This window comes from Nonomuraea composti (assembly GCF_012034275.1).
GTDB lineage: Bacteria > Actinomycetota > Actinomycetes > Streptosporangiales > Streptosporangiaceae > Nonomuraea > Nonomuraea composti.
This window is the reverse complement of the sequence record NZ_JAATEP010000013.1, coordinates 168028-186464: the sequence shown is the minus strand read 5'-3', so window position 1 is coordinate 186464 and position 18437 is coordinate 168028. Positions and strand designations below refer to the sequence as shown.

General features: G+C 71.7%; 18 protein-coding genes and 2 pseudogenes. 9 read left to right on the top strand and 11 right to left on the bottom strand.

The genetic code is table 11. The annotated features are described in order from the left end of the window. Window positions 1-167 precede the first annotated feature (167 nt). Together HCN51_RS20385 and HCN51_RS20380 are read left to right on the top strand one after the other, a co-directional pair. Window positions 168-368, top strand: coding sequence for a hypothetical protein (locus tag HCN51_RS20385; protein ID WP_168011108.1), 201 nt, complete (start codon window positions 168-170; stop codon window positions 366-368). 41 nt (window positions 369-409) lie between these two features. After that, window positions 410-1399, top strand: coding sequence for a radical SAM protein (locus tag HCN51_RS20380; protein WP_206067287.1), 990 nt, complete (start codon window positions 410-412; stop codon window positions 1397-1399). A gap of 140 nt (window positions 1400-1539) precedes the next feature. Here the strand turns inward: HCN51_RS20380 and HCN51_RS20375 are convergent, their stop codons facing one another. From HCN51_RS20375 to HCN51_RS20365, 3 genes and pseudogenes are all read right to left on the bottom strand, one after another. Next, entirely contained in the window at window positions 1540-2274 is a 735-nt protein-coding gene (locus HCN51_RS20375; RefSeq protein ID WP_168011106.1) for a hypothetical protein, read from the bottom strand. A 122-nt stretch (window positions 2275-2396) separates the two neighbouring features. Next, window positions 2397-3434 (bottom strand): LuxR C-terminal-related transcriptional regulator, encoded by a 1038-nt coding sequence (locus HCN51_RS62315; protein ID WP_206067285.1) that lies wholly within the window; start codon window positions 3432-3434, stop codon window positions 2397-2399. Window positions 3435-3597: 163 nt separating this feature from the next. Then, window positions 3598-3699, bottom strand: a pseudogene (locus HCN51_RS20365) (CGNR zinc finger domain-containing protein); the annotation flags it as partial. A 23-nt stretch (window positions 3700-3722) separates the two neighbouring features. Here HCN51_RS20365 and HCN51_RS20360 point away from each other — a divergent pair. After that, a pseudogene (locus HCN51_RS20360) lies at window positions 3723-4208 on the top strand (LysE family translocator); the annotation flags it as partial. A 1051-nt stretch (window positions 4209-5259) separates the two neighbouring features. Here the strand turns inward: HCN51_RS20360 and HCN51_RS20355 are convergent. Beyond that, window positions 5260-6180, bottom strand: a complete 921-nt coding sequence (locus HCN51_RS20355) for an alpha/beta fold hydrolase (protein ID WP_346433720.1) — start codon at window positions 6178-6180, stop codon at window positions 5260-5262. Window positions 6181-6335: 155 nt separating this feature from the next. Beyond that, on the bottom strand, window positions 6336-6476 hold the full coding sequence (locus HCN51_RS20350) for a maleylpyruvate isomerase N-terminal domain-containing protein (RefSeq protein ID WP_168011103.1): 141 nt from the start codon (window positions 6474-6476) through the stop codon (window positions 6336-6338). Window positions 6477-7259: 783 nt separating this feature from the next. Here HCN51_RS20350 and HCN51_RS20345 point away from each other — a divergent pair. Next, window positions 7260-7523: an STAS domain-containing protein gene (locus HCN51_RS20345; RefSeq protein WP_168011102.1), complete on the top strand. Its 264-nt coding sequence runs from the start codon at window positions 7260-7262 to the stop codon at window positions 7521-7523. 7 nt (window positions 7524-7530) lie between these two features. Here the strand turns inward: HCN51_RS20345 and HCN51_RS20340 are convergent, their stop codons facing one another. Next, complete coding sequence (locus HCN51_RS20340) at window positions 7531-7956, bottom strand: STAS domain-containing protein (RefSeq protein WP_168011101.1); 426 nt, start codon at window positions 7954-7956, stop codon at window positions 7531-7533. A 384-nt stretch (window positions 7957-8340) separates the two neighbouring features. On the opposite strand from HCN51_RS20340, the gene HCN51_RS20335 reads away from it, so the two are divergent. Beyond that, complete coding sequence (locus HCN51_RS20335) at window positions 8341-8790, top strand: ATP-binding protein (protein ID WP_168011100.1); 450 nt, start codon at window positions 8341-8343, stop codon at window positions 8788-8790. A gap of 172 nt (window positions 8791-8962) precedes the next feature. Here the strand turns inward: HCN51_RS20335 and HCN51_RS20330 are convergent, their stop codons facing one another. Continuing rightward, window positions 8963-9865, bottom strand: a complete 903-nt coding sequence (locus HCN51_RS20330; RefSeq protein WP_168011099.1) for a LysR family transcriptional regulator — start codon at window positions 9863-9865, stop codon at window positions 8963-8965. Window positions 9866-10093: 228 nt separating this feature from the next. Here HCN51_RS20330 and HCN51_RS20325 point away from each other — a divergent pair, with 228 nt between their 5' ends. Further along, the gene (locus tag HCN51_RS20325; RefSeq protein WP_168011098.1) at window positions 10094-10399 is read left to right on the top strand and encodes a DUF1330 domain-containing protein; all 306 of its coding nucleotides are present in this window, start codon (window positions 10094-10096) and stop codon (window positions 10397-10399) included. A gap of 177 nt (window positions 10400-10576) precedes the next feature. Then, window positions 10577-11446 carry a PhzF family phenazine biosynthesis protein gene (locus HCN51_RS20320; protein ID WP_168011097.1) on the top strand — a complete coding sequence of 290 codons (870 nt, stop codon included), beginning with the start codon at window positions 10577-10579 and terminating at the stop codon, window positions 11444-11446. 98 nt (window positions 11447-11544) lie between these two features. On the opposite strand, the gene HCN51_RS20315 is transcribed toward HCN51_RS20320, so the two are convergent. The 4 genes from HCN51_RS20315 to HCN51_RS20300 are packed head-to-tail and all read right to left on the bottom strand — an operon-like array spanning window position 11545 to window position 16072. Further along, window positions 11545-12954 (bottom strand): RICIN domain-containing protein, encoded by a 1410-nt coding sequence (locus HCN51_RS20315; protein ID WP_168011096.1) that lies wholly within the window; start codon window positions 12952-12954, stop codon window positions 11545-11547. Window positions 12955-12990: 36 nt separating this feature from the next. Further along, complete coding sequence (locus HCN51_RS20310; RefSeq protein WP_168011095.1) at window positions 12991-13812, bottom strand: carbohydrate ABC transporter permease; 822 nt, start codon at window positions 13810-13812, stop codon at window positions 12991-12993. Continuing rightward, window positions 13812-14789: a carbohydrate ABC transporter permease gene (locus HCN51_RS20305; RefSeq protein WP_080039102.1), complete on the bottom strand. Its 978-nt coding sequence runs from the start codon at window positions 14787-14789 to the stop codon at window positions 13812-13814. The genes HCN51_RS20310 and HCN51_RS20305 overlap by 1 nt, the downstream gene beginning before the upstream one ends. Beyond that, window positions 14786-16072 carry an ABC transporter substrate-binding protein gene (locus HCN51_RS20300; RefSeq protein WP_080039101.1) on the bottom strand — a complete coding sequence of 429 codons (1287 nt, stop codon included), beginning with the start codon at window positions 16070-16072 and terminating at the stop codon, window positions 14786-14788. Before HCN51_RS20300 ends, HCN51_RS20305 begins: the two co-directional genes overlap by 4 nt. A gap of 232 nt (window positions 16073-16304) precedes the next feature. Between HCN51_RS20300 and HCN51_RS20295 the strand changes: the two genes are divergently transcribed. Both HCN51_RS20295 and HCN51_RS20290 read left to right on the top strand, forming a co-directional pair. Beyond that, the gene (locus HCN51_RS20295) at window positions 16305-17339 is read left to right on the top strand and encodes a LacI family DNA-binding transcriptional regulator (RefSeq protein ID WP_080039100.1); all 1035 of its coding nucleotides are present in this window, start codon (window positions 16305-16307) and stop codon (window positions 17337-17339) included. 8 nt (window positions 17340-17347) lie between these two features. Continuing rightward, window positions 17348-18343, top strand: a complete 996-nt coding sequence (locus tag HCN51_RS20290) for a hydroxyacid dehydrogenase (RefSeq protein WP_346433719.1) — start codon at window positions 17348-17350, stop codon at window positions 18341-18343. Window positions 18344-18437 lie beyond the last annotated feature (94 nt).

Genomic DNA, 18437 nt, shown 5'->3' with positions numbered 1-18437 from the left:
CCGGCCGCGCTCAGGCCGCCCGTTTTGGCAGTGTCTTTGCTATCGCCCGAATGCCGCTCGGGTACATGCTCCGCTAGCCACAGATGACAGCACCGGATGACGCATGCTCCGCCGTTCCCGCAGTCATCGCCGAAGACCGGCTGGCATCGACACAGAGGAGTTGCACGATGGCCGAAGAGGCATCCTGCGTGCTCGTCCGGGCGAGCGACGTGAGCATCGACGACGCGGGCAGGGTCACGATCGAGAACCCGGAAACCGCGCAGGCCCTGATGGCGCTGGCCAGGTACACCCCCAACCCGAGTCATCAAGGTCACGTCACCAACAACTGCCACGGCGGCAACTGCTCGAGCGGCTGCGCCCCCAAATGAACGGAGCCGCCCTTACGGACATTTCCGCCTTCGACCGGGAAATGGTCACCTCGTTCCGCAGCGACCGGCTGCACCTCATCCTGCTCCCCACCGAGCAGTGCAATTTCCGGTGCACCTACTGCTACGAGGACTTCGCCATCGGACGCATGCGTCCCGAGGTCGTCGAGGGCGTGAAGAACCTCATCGACCGGCGCCACGCGGAACTGTCGCACCTGCAGATCTCGTGGTTCGGCGGCGAGCCGATGCTGGCCCGCTCCGTCATCGAGGAGGTGGCCTCCCACGCGAGCCAGGCGCAGCGGCGGACACCGGGCCTCGGGTACGGCAGCGACATGACCACCAACGGCTACCTGCTCGACCACGCGGCGGCGGAGCGCCTGGCCGGGCTGGGGATCCGCAGGTTCCAGGTGTCGCTGGACGGGCCCGCCCGCCACCACGACCACACGCGTGTGCGGGCCGACGGGCAGGGCACGTTCGAGCGGATCTGGCGCAACCTCCTGTCGATCAGGGACGGGTCGGTGGACGCGCACGTACTGCTGCGCGTCCACCTCACTCCCGGCAACCTGGACGTGATGCCGGCGTTCCTCACCCAGGTGAGGGACACGTTCCTGGACGACCGCAGATTCCGGGTGTTCCTCAAGCGGGTGGTGCGACTCGGCGGCGCCGGCGACGCGTCGATGGAGGTGCTCGACACCGAGGACGAGCGGATCGCCGCGCTGGAGGAGATCGTCGTCCGGGACGGGCAGGGCGAGAGCCTGTTCGAGGCGGAGCCGGTGTGCTACGCCGCCCGTGCGAACTCGCTGATGGTGCGAGCGGACGGTCGGCTCGGCAAGTGCACCGTCGGCCTGTCCGAGCCCGGCAACACCGTCGGGCGCCTGCTCCGCGACGGCACGCTGGAGGTGGACGCCCCGCGGTTCCGGCGCTGGCTGCAGGGCTGGGAGTCACGCGATCCCGAGCTGACCGCCTGCCCGTACGAGGCGTTCACCCGGCAGGGCCCGAAACTGCTGCAGCTGACGGCACGCCCCGGCTCCTAGCGTGCCGCCCGCACCGCCACATCCCGCCCGACGGCTCTACTCCGCCGCCGGGCCGGCGTGCCGTTCCCGAGCCGCCTCGATCAGCGGGCCGGCCCCCGCCTCCGCGGGGTGGGAGCCGGCCCGCCGGTCGCCGGAGTGGGTCAGCCCACGTTCCAGACGGAGGAGATGCGGTCGTTCCAGCCGCTCGGGACGAGGGTGGGCACGTCGGTGTTCGGGGCGATCAGGATGGAGCTGCCGCCGAAGTTGATGTGCTCGTAGTAGCGGACGGTGCAGTTCGTGCCGCCCAGGGAGCTGATCTCGTCGTTCCAGTCGTGCGCGTGGAACGGTCCATGGTGGACGCCCGTCAGGTCGTTGTACGCCTGCCGCGCCCCCAGCCAGAACCAGTCGCCGCCGTAGTCGACGTGCTCGAACATCTGGACTTCGCCCTGCGTCGGCGGCCGGGGGTCGCCCGTCGCCGTCCGCGCTCCCCGCAGCTGTGAGGCCGCCCAGAGCGCGCCGTTGAGCGCGGTGTCGTCGGTGAGCGCGACCAGCTCGTGCGCGCCGTAGATGAAGGTCAGCGGCCTGCCGTCGTAGCGCGACAGGTCCTGCGGGTCGTGCTCGACCCCGTCGAGGACGACGGCCATGGACGGCGGCCGGTGCCGGACGGGCCCCGCCTGGGGGGAGCGGGCCAGCGCCCGGATCGGGTCCACGCCGACGGGCGCGGCCGAGCGGGGCGCGGCGAGCGCCTTGCCGACCAGCGCCTCCAGGGTGGTGATGCCCTGCTCGCGCAGCAGCGCCAGCACGTCGTCCTCCTGCAGCCCGCCGACGTGTGCCGAGAAGTCCAGGAACCGCTCGACCTGGCGGCGGGTCTGGGGGGAGATGGTGGTGTTCGACATGGTCGCCCTTCCTGCTGGTGTCCGTTGTGACTCCTTCATGGTGGGAGGGCGACGCCTGCCGGGCAGCCCCCCAACCTTGGGGATGGCCGGCAGCGCGGCAGGCGGCCAGACTGGCAGGTGCGTCAGGCGGTGAAGGCGGCCATCAGCTCGTCCCTGCCGCCCGCGCCGGTCTTGCGGAACAGCGCCTTGAGGTGGTCGTGGACGGTGTGCGCGGACAGGCCGAGCAGCCGCGCCACCTGCTTGGGCGCCGCTCCCCGGCACAGCAGCTCCAGCACCTGGCGCTCGCGCGGGGTCAGCGCGTACCAGTCGCAGAAGGACGGCAGCACGAGCGCGGCCGCGGGCGACTGGATGACGACGGCGACGTCACCGGTGCCGTGCGCGTCCAGGGCCTGCCCTTCGATCATCAGCCATCGCCCGAAGCCGGCCGGCGGGGCGCAGACGAGCGAACGGCCCGCCCCGGCTGCGGTTCCCCCTGCGGTGGGGCAGGCCGTCCGATGGACGTTCGCGCGGGCGTCCAGGGCGAGGGCCGTCACCACGGCGGGCATGAGCCAGCCCGGCGTCCCCTGGCGGCCCAGCAGGTTCAGCCACGCCTGGGCCTGCGGCGTCACCGTGCGGATCGCCTGCCCGGCGCTCACGGTGATCACCCCTGCGGGTAGCGCGGGGATGGTCGGTGCGAGCGGCGCCGCCGTGACGTGCCGGCGCAGCAGCGTCATCAGCGCCGGCCCGAGCTGGACGGCCCGCCGCACGTCGTCCTCGCGGAACGGCCGGGCGTCGCCCGCGCGCACCAGCCCGAGCAGCCCCCACACACCCCGGCCGTCCCGCAGCAGCACCCGCAGCTCGCCGCCGCCGCCCTCCGCCCCGCGCGCCACCGCGGCCGGAACCCGCTGTCTCGCCAGCGCCGCCGGGCGGCAGGGGTCGCCGTGGCCGGTGGAGCGGCGGGCCAGCAGCGAGCGGACGAGCTCCTCCTCGTAGCGGTGCCAGAAGCTGAACGACCCCTGCCCCAGCCCTGTGGCCGGGCTGGTGCCCACCAGGCGCAGCGCGTCGTGGGGCAGCCACGGCCCGATGGCGGCGGAGATCGCCGCGCCCAGTTCGGCGACGCCGATCGCCAGCAGCGGCAACGCGCGCAGCTCGTGGGCCGCGCGCTCCTGACCGTCCTTCACATCGCCACGACAACACGTGGAGTGATGGCTTGCAAGCGCAATGTAGTCAACGGTCATCCGTCCATGCGCGGGCCCGGCGCTGCTGTGAATCTACAACGTAAAGGAGCGTGCCCGTGACAAGCACCTCGACAGGCTGCCGAGCAGAACCGCGCCTGCTGCGAGATCAGGAACCGGACGGGTCCTGCGTGGCGGCGGTGCTGTGGCGCTGGTAGTGACGTGCCGCACGGGCGCGGTTGCCGCAGGACGGCTTGCACCACTCCTGCCGCCCATGGCTGCCAGGCCCTCCCCGTCCTCCTCGGCACGGTCAGCGGCTTGTACGCGCACGCGGCCCTGGCCATCGCCGGCCTGTCAGCCCTCGTCATGCACTCCAGCCAGGCCTTCGCCGCCGTCAAACTCCTCGGCGCGGCCTACCTCGTCGGCCTCGGCCTGTGGACCTGGTACTCGACCACCCTTCCCCCAACTCCCGCGCCCCAGCCGAAACGGCCGGGCTCCGTCTACACCCAAGCTCTGCTCGCCAACGTCCTCAACCCCAAGGCCGCCTCCATCTACCTGACCCTGATCCCGCAGTTCATCCAGCCCGGAGACCCCCTCGGCGGGCAGATCCTCACCCTGGCCACCGCCCACGCCCTGCTGATGGCGGTATGGCTGCTGACCTGGACGACGCTCCTCCACCGAGGGGCGCACCTCGTCCGCAAGGTCCGCTTCAAGCGTGCGATCGGCAAGGTGGCCGCGGTGGCGCTCGTCATCCTCGGTGTCCGAGCAGCCACCACGTAGGCGGCAGCGAGAATCGGCCCGGTGATCACCGGACCGGTGGTGTGTCCGTCGCGCCGGATCAGGGTGCCGGCACCTCGGCAGCTCCGGTCGATGGGGTGTCCGGGGCGACAGGGCCGAGCGTCTTCCAGCTGTCGGTGCGCTTGCCCTGTAGGACGATGCGTTCCCACCCGTGAGCGGCGCAGACGCAGCGGGCGCCCTGCTCGCGCAGGGCGCGGTGGAGGCCGGCGCGCTTGACGGTACGGCTGACCGTGCCGTCCGGCAGGGCCGGGCCGTGCGGTGATCGGCCGATCCGCCTGCCGCGGGGTCCGCAAGCCGAGCCGCGTGCTGAGGTGATCCACAAGCCTCGCACCAAGCGTGGGGACACCACAGGAACGCCGATCCACCGCCCGGGCTGCGCGGCCTCTGGGACCTGCTGGACTATCCGGCCTGGAACGCGTGGTGCCACGCCCCGTGGCGGATGCTGCGCGCCCACACCTGGATCGTGCACCTGCCCGGCACCGGGCCGACCGATCACCGCCAACCAGCTCGCCTAAACCGACCGCGCCCTGGCCGCCCCGCACGCCACCGGGCTCGCCGAAGCCGACAAGGTGCAGATCGTGCTGCGCATCGCCACCTGCATCCAGGCCACCGCGCGACTGGCCGCCGAACTGGGCCAGAGCACCCGCGGAGAGTCGATCGCCGCATCCAGCGCGCTGCCCGGCGAGCTGGTGGACGGCCGGCGCTTCCCCGCGCGCTTCGCCTTGATGTTTCCCTTGTCGCGTCGATCAGGGCCATCCGCTCCGCGGAGAAGCAGGGTGGGTCATGAGTGCTGGAGCAGGCCGATGAGGGCGAGCAGGTCGGCGTGCGCCTGGGGGGCGGGCGCCGCCCGGTCCAGCCGATCGCGGGCTTGGGCGGTGGCCTGGTGTATGGCGGCCTCGGTACGTTCACGCCCGCCGCACCGTTCGATCGCCTGGACCAGGTCGTCCAGGTCTTGTCCTCCAGGTGCGCCCCGGGGTGCTGGGCTGATGAAAGCCGGGGGCGGCCGTCATGGTGGTGGCGGCGGAGGTTCGGATCAGGCGAAGAACCGGGTCAGGTGCTCGACGACGATCTCGGGCTGTTCCTCCGGGATGTAGTGGCCGCTGCCGGGCACCTGCACCACCTCGACGTCGGTGCCCTTGTCCGGCAGCACCGCCCGCAGGAGCATGTGGCCTGCTTCGCCGCCACCCAGGCCGAGCAGGGGCGTGGTGACCTCGCCGTACGTCTTCTCGTCCGCGATGTCCTGGCCGAACGCGCGGTACCAGGAGTTGCCGGCGCGGATCGCGTCCGGTGTGGAGTAGGCGTGGGCGTAGATGGCGCGGTCGCGGTCGCCGATGGCGGCCGGGTCTTCGATGAGATAGTCGCACATCCAGTCGATCAGCTCGCGGGAGCGGCCCGCGAGCAGCCGCTCGGGCAGGCCGGGCACCTGGTTGAACGCGAACCACCACAGGAAGCGGCCCGGGCCGGCGTGGATGTCGCCGTCGATCTGCTGCCGTCCGGGGCGAGGGAGCAGGGAGTGGTTGTAGAAGCGCTCGTCGGGGTGCGCGATGTCCAGCAGCGCGATGCGCCGGGCGTGCGCGGCGTGGTTGGCGGCGAAGGCGTAGGCGACCATGCCGCCGATGTCGTGGCCGGCGATGTCGACGCGGTCGTGGCCGAGGTGACGGACGAGCCCGAGGATGTCGGCGGCCATCGTCTTCTTGTCGTAGCCGTCGCGGGGCTTGTCCGAGCCGCCCATGCCGCGCAGATCGACGGCGATCACCCGGTGGCGTTCGGCCAGCGCCGGCATGATCTTGTGGAACTCCCACCATGTCTGCGGCCACCCGCCGAGCAGGAGCAGGGGCTCGCCGTGCCCGCCCGCCACGTAGTGCAGACGGGTTCCGTTGACGTCGGCGTACCTGCTGACGAATCCGCCCTCGAGCGAGCGCGCCAACTCGGCGTCGGACGGTACTTCTGCCACGATGATGTCTCCTTCGTCGTCGATCTCAAAGCGATCTCAAAGCGATCTCAAAGCGCGGTGGCGCCGAGCCGCCTGCCGAGCAGCTCTTCGTCCCCGGTCACGCGGAATGGCCCGGGGCGCCGGGTCGTAGCCGCGCGTAGGCCGGCAGCGGCGGCTCACCGGTTCTCCGATCCGCGGTTCTCCAGGAACTCGCCCATGTGGTGCTCGGTCAGATCGGCGAGTGTCCAGCCGGCACAGGTGGACACCGGTGTCCGCGGATCCGCACGCGCCAGGAGTCCGACGAAGCGCGCGTCCACGGCCTCCACCCGCGTCGCAGAGCTGCTCGTACATCAGGCGACTCATGAAGACGGACGTGACCTCCCATTGGCCGGCCTGGATTCCGGCACCGGTTCTACTGCTGTGACGGCCAGGGAGGATATGCCTTGACACCAGCGTCAAGGTCAAGATCTGCGCGGCTTCGCCAACGGCCTCGGACGCGACCGCGACGCCGCTCTGACCCCTCCGCACTTCAACCGCCGGATCGGCAGCCAGGGTTGCCGAAGGCCGCGGATGGGACCACGGTGCGCGCCTGCTATGACGGAAGCTGCGAGATCATGGTCACCGAACGGGGTGAAGATCCCGTTGCACCCCCGTTTCGGCCCCGCGCCGCGCGGCAAGCAGAGCATCGACATGGCCGTGGTCGTCTCCGAGGGTTCCAAGGCCGTCATCTCGCTGCGTCCTGGCAAGTGAGCGTGGGGAACACCGCCTCTCCAGCCGGAGAAACGGGTTCGGCCGGCGCGCCTGCCGACTTCTTGAGGCCACGGGCGCACATCGCGTAGTGGTCCCGCACTCGCAGAATGGCCGCCGATGGTGAACTGGCGGTTGAGGCATGCGGTCCAGATGCCCGCGGTCTGTGTCTTGCGCGGAATCCTGCCGCCCGCGGACTCCTTGAGGGGCAACGCTTTCATGCCTGGCTGCGCCGCCACACGTTGCTTACCTCAGGCCGCTTGAGGGAGGACCGGCGCCGCGTACGGGTAGCGCGAAGACATTGTCCCGATATCGTCGCTGGTGCCCGCTCTCGTGGGCGCGGCGGCGCGAGCGTGGGGAAGACCAGCGCCATGACGGACCTGTCCATCGACGTCCAGCGCTTGCCGAGCTGTCATGTCGTGCACCTGGAAGGCGAGCTCGATCGCATGACCCAGCCGCCGTTGGCCGAGGAGCGCGGAGGCGCCCTGCGGCTGATCGGCGTGCACGGCGCCCTGGCGCGGCTGCTGACCATCACCGGGCTGGTGCACCTGTTCCCGCCCTGTCGCGACTTCGCCCAGGCCACCACCTGGGCGGGACCGTGCGGACGGTCCAGGTGATCGCGGGTCACAACGGCGGGGACGGCGCGGGGTCGGGCCCCTGCGGATCGGTCACGTCCGTCTCCGGGCGCAGCCGCTGGGCCGCATCCAGCCGCCAGCCGAGCAGGGCCAGCAGGCCCGGCACGCTGGCCGGCGCGTGCCGCAGGACCAGCGCGCGGTGCGGCGGCAGCCCGGCGGCCGTCTGCGCGATCAGCCGCAGGCCGGCGGCGTCGATGAAGGTCAGCTCGGATAAGTCCAGGTGGATGTCGGACTTGCCGGTGCGCAGCGCCCAGGCCAGCGCGCGGGCCAGGAGGGGCCGGCCGGCGCGGTCGATGTCGCCGCGTACGCGCAGGCCGAAGGGGTGCACCATGGCAAGCACGTCGGCCCCGCCGTTACCGGGACCGTTGCCGGGATCGTCGCCGGGGCCGCGGCGGTCGTCGCTTCGGTCGCTCATCGCACTCCACGCCACAAGGGGCTGCTCGGGGCGGAGCCGAACCGCCCCGGCCTGCTCTCGCGGGGCAGGTCCACGGCAGGGCGGGTCAGGACGAGGGCGCACGCAACGAAGGGCGCCGCGAGGCGATCGCCGAAAGCAACAGCGCCCGGCGCGCCGCGCGAGCGCTCAGCTGCGGCACATCGGGCGAAGGGGAGAGCAGATGTCGGGCGATCAACCTTTCCCGCCAGGCACCGGCCAGGCCGTCGCGCCGGCCGCGGATCAGGCAGCGGCGGGCGTTCTGACCAGGGGCGCGCCCGGCTCGGCTCGCTTACTCGGACACTTCACCTTCTGCCCTCACTCGTGCGCTTTAGGCCAGCACCCTCCCGACCCGGAGGTGAGGTAGCCGTGCAGGCCTCCGTCCGGCTGCAGTGCCCCATCACCTACGACCTGGCGCTCATCCGCGACCTGATCCGGGTCTACGCCCGCCATGCGGGGCTGCGCGGCGCGCGGGGAGACTACCTGGTGGTCGCGGTCAACGAGGCCGTCACCAACGTTCTCGAGCACGGCGGCAGCGGCGGCACGGTGAGCGCCTACACCGGCCCGACCGGCGTCATCGTGGAGATCTGCGACCACGCCGGCCGGCTGCGGGCCGAACACCTGGCCGTCGTCGACTCTCTGTCCTCGCCCCCGGCCGACACCGAGAAGCTGGGCCTGTGGCTGATCCACCGCCTGTGCGACGAGGTCAGCCTCGACCACCCGGACGGCCACAGCCGCCTACGGCTGCGCATGGATCTGCCCCTGACCGCGTACCTGCGGCCGTGGCGAGGCGGAGATCCCTCCTCAGCGGCCAGCTGAAGTGAGAATGTCCTTACGCTGCTCCAGTGCCCGCCGGCTCATCGGCGGGCGTCGTCCGAGGCGCTGGTTCCTCTCGCCGAGGCCGTCGCGACAAGCCGGCCGTGCCGCCTTGACCCTACCGGCCCCTCGGCCTCGCCACCGCGGGCGTCCGCCTCGCCTGGTCTCTTGGGCGTCAGTCCGGCAGCCAGTGCAGCTCGTGCGCCAGGGCTTTGGCGACGGTACGGACGCGGCGGTGCAGTGGCGACGGCTCGCGCGGGAGGACCAGGTGGATGGTCAGGCCGGGCGCGCCCCGCAGCGGTCGCCAGGTGAGACCGGCCGGTTGCGCCGTGGCCGCGGCTTCTCCGGCCGGGGCGAGGGTGACCCCGTCGCGCAGGTCGCGCTGGGACATGTCGACAGAGAGCGCGGGGGTGTGGAGTTGGGCGTGTGGCCGGGTGTCTCGGAACAGTGCGGACAGCTGATCGTGGACCACGGGGTTGGCGGTGCGGTCCGGGAGTCGCAGCGGGTACGCGGCCGCGTCGGTGATCTCGATCTCCGGGTGGCCGGCCAGCGGATGGTGCTGCGCCAGCTGGACCCCGACGCGCATGCGCCGGAGCAGGAACCGGCGCACGCCGCGGCCCGGCTGTTCACCGCGGGTGATGCCGGCGTCGAGGCGGCCGTCGGCGACCGCGGGGGTGATCTCCGGTGTCGCCATCGGGGCCGCGCGGACCTCGAGTGCCGGGCTGCTGCGCATCAGCCGGTCCACCAGGGCCGGTGCCGTCTCGGCCCCGGTGCTGAGGCTGTATCCGATGCGCAGCGTGCCGCGTTCGCCGGCCGCCGCGCTCCGGGCGGTGTCCCACGCCCGGTCCAGCGCCGCCAGCGCGGGCGGCGCGGACTCCGCCAAGGCGGCACCGGCCGGGGTCAATGCGACGCTACGCGTGTTGCGGACCAGCAGGGGCGTACCGAGGTCCGCCTCCAGTCGGCGGATCCGGGCGCTGAGCGCGGGCTGGGCGATGCCGATCCGTGCGGCCGCGCGGGTGAAGTTCAGCTCCTGCGCCAGCACCAGGAAGTAGCGCAGGCTGACCGTGTCCGGCGCCACGTGCCCTCCCTGCCGATGGATGCCGATGGATGCTGATTAATGCTGATTAATGCCGATTGATAACGATGCGTTCTGAGTCTATCCCGTACTGATCTTTCCCTCGACCGCGCATCAAGCTCTAACCTGCGCATATGACGATTCAACTGATCGCGCTACCTGGGGCCGGGATCGATCGATCCGCGTGTCCGTGCGAAGCCGGACGTGTCCGGCCCCAGACGGGAGGTTTCCATGGCTAAGGGCTACTGGGTCAGTGTCTACCCCACCATTTCCGACCCTGAGATGCTGACCGCCTACGACAAGCTGGCCGGTCTGGCCGTCCAGGCTGCGGGCGGGCGCCTGCTGTCCCGGATCCCGTCCCGTGGCGGTCGAGTGGTCGCCCACGAGGCCGGAATGACGCAACGCGTCGTTCTGATCGAGTTCGACAGCTTTGAACAGGCGGTCGCGGCATACGAGAGCGAGGCGTACCAGAAGGCGCTGGTGGCCCTGCCCGACGACTTCGAGCGCGACTTCCGCATCATCGAAGGCGCCGACTGACCGGCGGGCCCGGCCATCGTGGTGCATGGTCATCATCCACTGTCCGGTGCGGGACGGCGCCGGACGAGGCAGGACGGTACGCCCCGGGACGCGTTCGCTCGGCCGGGGCGGCCAGGTACGGCCATCGGCGGAACGCCGTTCGCGGTGGCCGGTTCGTTGAGCGGCGAAGGAGGGGCGATGTCCTGGCCGGAGGTCACGGTGGTCGATGCGTGCGTGCGGCGCGACGGCCGGGGCGGCAGCCCCACGGCCGTCACCGACGACGATCCGGCGGCGACGGACGCGGACCGGCGTGCGGTCGCCGCCGCGGCCGGCACCTCGCACGCGGCGTTCCTCGGCCCGGGGCGGACGCCGGACGGCGGCCGGCCGGTCCGGTTCTTCACCGCCACCGCCGAATTGTCCGGCTGCGGCCACGGCACCGTCGCCGCGCAGGCCGTCCGGTTGACCCGCACCGGGCTGGACGAGCTGAACGACCGCCAGCACACCGGCGGGCGCACGTTCGACACCCTCGCGATCCGCCGCCCCGCCGGTATCGAGGTGTGGTTCGACCAGGGCCTCGTCACGCTGCGGCACCCGGTGCCGGACGAGCGCGCCGCGATCGTCGCCGCGCTCGGGCTCACCGCGGACGACCCGCATCCGGCCGACGCGCCGCGGATCGCCGCGGCCGGCGCCCCACGCATGCTGGTGCCGGTCCGCGACCGGTCGGCGCTGCTGCGCGTCCGCCCGGACTTCGGCAGGCTGGCAGCGGCGTGCCTGCGGTACGGGCTCCTGGGCTGTTTCGTGTACGTACCGCCGGCAGGCGACCGGCCGGGTGCGGCGCGGATGTTCGCGCCGGCGATCGGGGTCGACGAGGACGTCGCCAACGCCAACAGCACCGGCTGCCTGGCCGCCCACCTGCTCGACACGACAGGGGCACAGACGGTCGCGATCGAGGTGGAGCAGGGGGACGCCCTCGGCCGGTCGGCGGGCGTGCTCGCTTCGGCCCGGCGCGGGCCGGCGGGCATCACGACCCGGGTCGGCGGGTTGGCGGTGGTCCGCGACGGGCACTGACCCGGAGACAGTCCCGATGGCCGGCTTGCCTGCTTCGTGCCGGGCGTGTGAGCCCGTCCCATGATCCGGGCACCGTCCATCTCTGAGCGAGCGGCCTGTCACTGCTCTGACCTGGTGAATTGCTGGTTCTGGCCGCCGTTGCACGGATACTGCTTGAGCTGGACGTCGTTGGCGGTGGACGAGCCGGGCAGGTCCGCGCACTTGCCCGAGTGGCGGGCCACCAGGCGGACGTAGCCGCCGCCCGCGTCCTGCAGCGTCCACTGCTGGTTGGTGCCGGTGCCGCAGCTGTACTGCTGCAGGGCGGCGCCGTCGGCGGTGCTGTTGCCGTTGACGTCGAGGCACTTGGCGGAGTTGCGGGCGATGATCTGGACGTGGCCGCCGCTGATCGACTGGACGCGCCACTGCTGGTTGGTGCCGCCGTTGCAGTCGTACTGGATGACGGGGGCCAGGTTGGCGGTGGAGCCGTTGCGGACGTCGGCGCACTTGCCGGAGTGGCGGACGGTGAGGCGGTCGTAGCCGGTGCCGGTCGGGGTGATGGTGCCGGCGGCGGTGTCGATGGTGAGCTGGCGGGCGTAGGTGAGGGTCATGGTGGTGCCGGTCGGGAACTGGAGGGGGAGCCAGACGTAGCGGGAGTCGTTGACGGGGCCGCCCCACCCGCCGGCCCAGCGGTCGCCGAGGTAGAGGTAGGACGTGCCGGTGGTGCCTTGCACCGGGAGGACGAACGCCGGTTGGGAGCCGTAGGTGAGGGGGTCGCCGACGTTCTGCCAGGCGGTCCAGGGGCCGGTGATGCTGGTGGCGGTGGCGTACTGGGCCTGGTTGGGCTGCCAGCCGGTCGCGGCGGAGGTGAGCAGGAAGTAGACGCCGCCGCGCTTGAACAGGGCGGGCGCCTCGCGGTGGTCGCCGGCCCACATGCGCACGAGCGTGGTCACGTCGGTGAAGTCGGCGCTCAGGCGGTAGACGTGCAGGTCGTAGTTCTCGTTCGCGGCGGAGATCATGTAGCCGGCGCCGTCGGTGTCGACGAACGCGGTGATGTCGCGGGACATGTGGCCGAGCGGGCGGAAGCTGCGCAGGTAGGTGTAGGCGCCGTCCACGGTGCTGGAGACGGCGACGGCGGCGCGGGCCTCGCCGTAGTCGCGGCCGTTCTCCTTGTGCATCCACATGACGAAACGGCCGGTGGCCGCGTTGTAGACGACCTTGGGGCGTTCGATGTTGGCGACCTGCAACTCGGCGGCGCTCGACTGGGTCAGGACGTGGTTGCGGAACTCCCACGTGCGCAGGTCCGTCGAGCGGTAAGCGGAGACGTAGCGGAAGGTGCCGTCGGCGTTGCGGTTCTCGCCGAACCAGTAGTAGGACGAGCCGACTTTCAGGACGCCGCCCCCGTGGGCGTGCAGCAGGTTGCCTGCGGTGTCAGTGAACTGGGCTCCTACGGGCACGGTCACGGGAGCGGTCCCCGTAGCGGGCAGGAGGCCCAGGACGAGGGTGGCCAGCAGGGTCAGGATGCGCGGCATGAGGGTGCTCCTCTCAGCCTTCGTTTCGACCGGTGATCAGCCTTTGATACCGGTGAGCAGGACGCCCCTGACGATCCACCGCTGCGCGATGAGGAAGAGGGCGACCAGGGGCAGGATGGCCACGAGCGCCCCGGCGAACAGGGCCGGCAGGTTGACCGCCTGCTGGTTGAGGTTCGTCGACAGCGCCACCTGCACCGTCCAGAACTCGGGGTCCTGGCCGATGACCAGCGGCCACAGGAACGCGTTCCAGTGCTCGATGAAGGACAGGATGCCGAGGGAGGCGAACAGGGCGCCCGAGTTCGGGAGCGCGAGCCGCCCGTACAGGCCGAGGTGACTGAGCCCGTCCACGCGGCCCGCGTCCTCCAGCTCGCGCGGGAAGCGCAGGTAGAAGCCGCGGAACAGGAGCACCGCGAACGCGCTGAACAGGCCGGGCACGATCAGCCCCCACAGGGTGTTGACGCCGCCGAGCGAGCCGACCACCACGAACGTGGGGATGAACGTGGCCGCGCCCGGCACCATCATCGTGGCGATGATGAAGAAGAAGACCGGTTTCGAGGCGGCCACGGGGATGCGGGCCAGCGCGTACCCGGCCATGGAGGCCAGCAGCGTCGACAGCGGGGCGCTGATCGTGGCGATCAGCGCCGAGTTCCACAGGGCGTGCGCCAGCGGCACGGCGTCGTTGCCGAACGCGTCCGCGAAGCCCTGGAAGCTGATCGTCTCCGGCCACCAGTGCCAGTCCAGCGAGCCCAGCTCCCGCTTGCTCATCAGCGCGTTGCGGATGAGCAGGTAGAACGGCAGCAGGAACGGCACCGCGAAGACGATCACCGCCACGTACGAGCCCAGGTGGCGCCTTCTCATCAGCCCTCCTCCTCGGCGGTCCTGCCGAACCCGGCGAAGCGGCCCTGCAGCAGCGTGAACACCACGATCAGCATGGTCACCACGAACGCCCCCGCGGACCCGGCGCCGTAGTTCTGCTCGCCGAGCGCCGTCTGGAACAGGTAGATCAGCGGGGTACGGCCGTCCGCGCGGCCCAGCCCCGACAGGTTGGAGGCCAGGATGTTGTAGAACTCGTCGAACGCCTGGAACGCGTTGATGATCAGCAGCAGCACCACCGCCACGGACGTGTTGCGCAGCATCGGCCAGGTGATGTGCCGGAACAGCCGGCCCTCCGACTCGGCGCCGTCCACCCGGGCCGCCTCGTAGAGCTGGGCGGGGATCTGCTGGATGCCGGCCAGGAACAGGATCATGTAGAAGCCGGTCTGCAGCCACAGCCGCACGGTGACCAGCACGATCCAGTACAGCGGCGGGTCCACGGCCGCCACCCAGCCGATCGCGTCGTCGTGGCCGAGCAGGTACGCCAGGCTGTTGGCGACCCCGGACGGCGTGCCGCTGAACAGGCTCATCTTCCACACGAGCGCGCCCACCACGTAGGAGACGGCCGCCGGGATGAAGAACGTGGTCCGGAACAGCGCCCGGCCCCGGCGCAGCCGGTTCACCAGCACCGCCAGGCCCAGCGACAGCGCGAACGTCACCGGCACGATGAACAGCGTGAACAGCAGGATCGTGACCAGCGAGCGGGTGAAGGCGGGGTCGCCGAGCAGCCGCCGGTAGTTGTCGAGGCCGTTCCAGTCGCCGAGCGCGATGGTGCCGCGGGCGTCGTTGAAGCTGAGCAGAAACCCCCAGCCGATGGCGACGTACTTGAAGACGAACAGCCCGGCCACCATCGGCAGGGTGAGCAGCAGGAACGCGCGCCAGGCGGGCCAGCGTGCGGCCCGCCGCCCGCTCGGGCGGCGCGAGCGCCCGGCGGCGGGGCGGGCCGGGGCCGTGGTCGTCACAGCACCGGCACCTTGTCGAGGAGGTCCTGCGAGCGCTTGGCCGCGGCGGCGAGCGTCTTGCGCGCGTCGGCGCCCTTCTTGACGATGTCGGTGATGGCGTCCTCCCACGGCTGGCGCACCTCGGGCGTCCACAGCGCGGGCTGCTTGATGCCGTGCGCGGCCACGGCGTCCATGACGGTCTTGGCCGGGCCGGAGGTCAGCTTGTCGGCCTTGGCGGCGGCGCTGTTGCGGGGCGGGATGTGGAAGCCGTAGGCCAGGCTCCAGTCCGTCTGCGCGGCGGTGTTGTCCACCCACAGCCAGCGCACGTACTTCTTGGCCGCCTCCAGGTTGCGGCTCTTGCCGTTGACCACCTGCACCCAGCCGCCCATGTTGACCACGGCCCGCCCGCCGGGGCCGAACGGCGGCAGCGGGAAGGCGTCGAAGTCGTCGCCCAGCGCCTCGGTCAGGCCGGGCACGGCCCACAGGCCGACCCACTGCATGGCCGCCGCCCCGTTGATCAGCGCGCCGGGGTCCCACCAGTCGGTGGAGTAGCCCTGCAGCATGGCCTTGCTGTCGTAGAGGTCCTTGACGGCGGTCAGCGCCTCGGCCACCTTGGGGTCGTCGTAGGTGATCGTGCGGTCGTCCACCAGGAGGTTCCCGCTCGACCAGGCGGTCATCTGGCCGAGGTCGCCGATGCCGTCGTTGCCGACGAACAGGCCCTTCTGCTTGCCCTGCGTGAGCTTCTTGGCCGCCGCGGCGAACTCGGCGAAGCTTTTCGGAACGCTCACCCCGGCCTTCTGGAACAGCGACTTGCGGTAGAAGACGAGCATCGGGTCGATGATCATCGGGACGGCGTAGACCTGGCCGCCCCACGTGTACGGCTGCAGCACCTTGGGGTTGAAGTCGGCCTTCTCCGCCCCGAGCACGTCGTCCAGCGCGGTGACCTGGCCGGCCTTGACCATGTTCGGGCTGACGTCGTTGACCTCGTACACGTCGGGGCCGTCGGGGGTCAGCACGGCGGCCGTCCACTTGGTGGCGTAGTCGCCGGGGATCCAGGAGACCTTGACCGCGATGTCGGGGTTGGCCTTGGTGAAGTCGGCGGCGTACTTCATGGCCGCCTGCTGCGTGCCCTCCTCGCCGTACTCGTGGTACCAGTGCGTCAGCGTGATCTTCGCGCCGCTTCCGGCGGGTGCCGACGTGCCTTTGGCCAGCGGGTCTCCGGTGGAGCACGCGGAGACGGCGGCGCCGGCGACGAAGAGCACGGATCCCTTGAGCAGTCCGCGCCGGGTGAGTGGTCTGTCCATCGGGGCCACCTCTCGTGGGGGGAGTGAGTCGGGGCCGATGTCAGGTAACCGGTTACTTCAGACGTCGTGAGCCGGACGCTAGACGCGGATCTCCGGTGGCGTCAATGCGCTGTTAACTTTTCGTTACAAACGTGCTGGGGCGGGGTTGACGGGTCCGGCGGGATCTCTTAGCGTCCTGGGCATTGCTCAAGTAACCGATTACCTGACCCGGCGCTCACCTGGGAGAGACCGCATGACCACACCCCGACGCGTCACCATCAGGGACGTGGCCAGGAAGGCCGGAGTCTCGGTCGCCACCGTCTCGCGCGTGCTCGGCGGCGACTACCCGGTCCTCGCGGTCACCCGCAACAAGGTCATGCGTGCCGTGCGCGAGCTCGACTACGTCCCCAACGCCCACGCCCGCGCCCTGTCCGCGGCGCGGCCCGGCGCGATCGCGATCGTCGTCAACACCATCGCCGTCCCCTACTACGCGCTCATCGCCCAGGGCGTCGAGGACCAGGCCGCCCAGGAGGGCCGGCTGTCGCTCATCTGCACCACCGGCGGCGACAACGGCCGCGAGCTGTCCATCGTGCAGCTCCTGCGCGAGCAGCGCGCCGAGGCCGTCATCCTCGTCGGCAGCGTGATCGTGGACGAGGAGTACCGCAAGCGCATGACCGAGTACGCCCACGCGCTCGCCGCCGCCGGCTCCCGCCTCGTCCTGTGCGGCCGGCCGCCGCTGGGGGAGGGGGTGCCCGCCCTCGTCGTCGGCTTCGACAACACCGGCGGCGCGCACGCCGTCACCGCCCACCTGCTGTCGGCCGGCCACCGCAGGATCCTCTACCTCGGGGTACGTCCCGGCCACACCACCTCCGACACCCGCGTGGCCGGCTACCGCAGCGCCCTGGCCGAGCACGGCGTGGCGCTCGACCCGTCGCTGGAGGTCGAGGCCGAGTTCGACCGCGACGCCGGCTACGCCGCCATGAACCGCCGCCTGGCCGAGGGCCCGCCCGACTTCACCGCCGTCTTCGCCGGCAACGACCTCGTCGCAGCGGGAGCGATCCAATCGCTGCACGAGCACGGGCTGCGCGTCCCCCACGACATGTCGATCGTCGGCTACGACGACGTGCCGCCCGCCCAGGACCTGCACCTGACGACCGTGCACCTGCCGCACGACGAGCTGGGACGGGCGGCGGTACGGCTGGCGCTCGGCCGGGTCACGACCAGCCCGATGACGCTCGGCACCCATATCGTGGTCCGCGACTCGGTCAGGCCCCTCGGCCCCCGATGAGCCCACACGTGCTCCCCACGGTGGCTTTCGCCCTGCATCCGCCGCTGCTGCCCGAGCTGTTCCCCCTCGACCTGCGGCGCCGCCTGTCGCTGGTCGGACGGGTCCGCGAACGCGTGATCGACGCCTTCGACGGGCCCCTCGACGCCGACATCCTGATCACCGGATGGGGCTGCCCGCGCATCGACGCCGACGTCCTGGCCACCGCGCCCCGGCTGCGAGCGGTCGTCCACGCGGCAGGCAGCGTCAAGGGCCACCTGACGGCGGCGGTGTTCGAGCGCGGCATCGCGGTGTCGTCGGCCGCGCAGGCCAACGCGGTGCCGGTGGCCGAGTACGCGCTCGCCGTGCTGGTGCTGGCGGCCAAGCAGGCGTTCGCCCGGGCGCGGGCCTACTCGGCGGGCGCCTGGTCCGGCGACGCCCTGCCCGGCGTGGCCACCCCCGGCGAGCGCGTCGGGCTGGGCGGGGCGACCGTCGGGGTGATCGGGGCCTCGCGGGTGGGCCGTCTCGTCATCGGCGGGCTGCGCTCGTACGGGGCGCGGGTCCTGCTCAGCGACCCCTACGTGTCCGCCGAGGAGGCGGCGCGGCTGGGGGCGCGGGCCGTCCCGCTGGACGAGCTGTGCCGCGCGGCCGAGCTGGTCACCGTGCACGCGCCCGAGCTGCCGGAGACGCGCGGGCTGCTCGACGAGCGGCGGCTGGCGCTGCTGCGCGACGGGGCCGTGGTGGTCAACACCGCGCGCGGGGCGCTCATCGACACCGACGCGCTCGTGCGGCACTGCTCCGGCGGGCGCATCTCGGCCGTCCTCGACGTCACCGAGCCCGAGCCGCTGCCGGCCGGTCACCCGCTGCTCGGCCTGCCCAACGTGCTGGTCACCCCGCACATCAGCGGGGCCAGGGGGCGGGAGCTGCGGCGGCTGGGGGAGTTCGCGGTGGGGGAGGTCGAACGGCTCGCCCGCGGCCGGCCGCTGCGCGGCGCCGTCCGCGTCGCCGACCTCAACCGCATCGCCTGACCCCAGGAGCACGACCCATGTCCCCGTCCCATGCGCCGGTTCCCGAACACGAGGCTTGCGCCCCGTCTCGAGCGCGCCCGCCCGTTCCCGAGGA

Excerpts from the sequence above, each read along its gene's own strand:
- HCN51_RS20385 (WP_168011108.1), top strand. The coding sequence starts at position 168 with ATGGCCGAAGAGGCATCCTGCGTGCTCGTCCGGGCGAGCGACGTGAGC.
- HCN51_RS20380 (WP_206067287.1), top strand. The coding sequence starts at position 410 with ATGGTCACCTCGTTCCGCAGCGACCGGCTGCACCTCATCCTGCTCCCC.
- HCN51_RS20375 (WP_168011106.1), bottom strand. The coding sequence starts at position 2,274 with ATGTCGAACACCACCATCTCCCCCCAGACCCGCCGCCAGGTCGAGCGG.
- HCN51_RS20340 (WP_168011101.1), bottom strand. The coding sequence starts at position 7,956 with ATGAGCGACCGAAGCGACGACCGCCGCGGCCCCGGCGACGATCCCGGC.
- HCN51_RS20325 (WP_168011098.1), top strand. The coding sequence starts at position 10,094 with ATGGCTAAGGGCTACTGGGTCAGTGTCTACCCCACCATTTCCGACCCT.
- HCN51_RS20320 (WP_168011097.1), top strand. The coding sequence starts at position 10,577 with ATGTCCTGGCCGGAGGTCACGGTGGTCGATGCGTGCGTGCGGCGCGAC.
- HCN51_RS20315 (WP_168011096.1), bottom strand. The coding sequence starts at position 12,954 with ATGCCGCGCATCCTGACCCTGCTGGCCACCCTCGTCCTGGGCCTCCTG.
- HCN51_RS20310 (WP_168011095.1), bottom strand. The coding sequence starts at position 13,812 with ATGAGAAGGCGCCACCTGGGCTCGTACGTGGCGGTGATCGTCTTCGCG.
- HCN51_RS20300 (WP_080039101.1), bottom strand. The coding sequence starts at position 16,072 with ATGGACAGACCACTCACCCGGCGCGGACTGCTCAAGGGATCCGTGCTC.
- HCN51_RS20295 (WP_080039100.1), top strand. The coding sequence starts at position 16,305 with ATGACCACACCCCGACGCGTCACCATCAGGGACGTGGCCAGGAAGGCC.